At 48.0% G+C, this 859-nt stretch carries 1 protein-coding gene; it reads right to left on the reverse strand.

The features are described 5' to 3' along the window. Positions 1 to 17 precede the first annotated feature (17 nt). The gene (locus E1189_RS00930) at positions 18 to 767 is read right to left on the reverse strand and encodes an IS5 family transposase (RefSeq protein ID WP_155158245.1); all 750 of its coding nucleotides are present in this window, start codon (positions 765 to 767) and stop codon (positions 18 to 20) included. Between the last annotated feature and the right edge of the window lie 92 nt (positions 768 to 859).

An 859-nucleotide genomic window follows, 5' to 3' on the forward strand; every position in this document is an offset into this window, starting at 1 on the left:
TAGGGCCTGTTGAGGTTTTACATCGGCAGCCAGACTATACAACACGCCATGGCAACAACGCTGACATAATTACGCTTTAATTTGTCATACCGTGTTGCCAGACCTCTGAAGTGCTTGAGGCGAGCAAAAATATTCTCTACCAAGTGGCGATGCTTATACAGATGCCAGTCCATATCCTGGTTACCTGTTTTTGACCCCTTTCTCCTTGGAATAACCACTGCAGCGCCCTTTTCTGTAATTTTATTGCGAACCTTTTGGCTATCGTAACCCTTATCTGCAATGACAACCTCTGCCTGAGGGGCTTGATCCAGTAGGTCTGGAGCTGCTGTGCAGTCGTTGATTTCACCGCCTGACACCTCAAAGCCAATGGGCAATCCAAACCCATCAACAGCCATGTGAATCTTACTTGTTAAACCTGCTCGACTTTTCCCGATGGCCTCGGGCTTTCCGCTGGCAGCACCACTGCTGTGTTGATGTGCTTTGGTATAGCTACCATCAATAAACATCCATTCGAGGTCTGGGTCTTGTACCAAAGCTCGAAAAATCGTTAACCATTTTCCCTTGGCAGACCACTCATTAAACCTTGTAAAAACAGTGTTCCACTTCCCAAATGCTGCGGGAAGGTCTCTCCATGGGCATCCTGTACGAATGCGATACAGCATTCCCTCAACCGATAATCTCAGTGCAGGGTTGTCATTAATGCGGACTTGCTTGAGAATTGGTAACAGTTTCATCCAGTGTTCGTCACTGAGCATGAGGCGGGGCATAACAGGTTCGTAGTCTGGCTGGTGTGGTAACCGCAAGACTACGGATCTGTCAGCCTTTCTCAAGTCCTGTCTAAAACCTCAACAGGCCCTAG

It is taken from the genome of Parendozoicomonas verongulae (assembly GCF_009711465.1).
Classification (GTDB): Bacteria; Pseudomonadota; Gammaproteobacteria; order Pseudomonadales; family Endozoicomonadaceae; genus Sansalvadorimonas; species Sansalvadorimonas verongulae.

What these genes read in the sequence shown, in the direction of transcription:
- E1189_RS00930 (WP_155158245.1), bottom strand. Translation starts at nt 767, where the DNA reads ATGCCCCGCCTCATGCTCAGTGACGAACACTGGATGAAACTGTTACCA.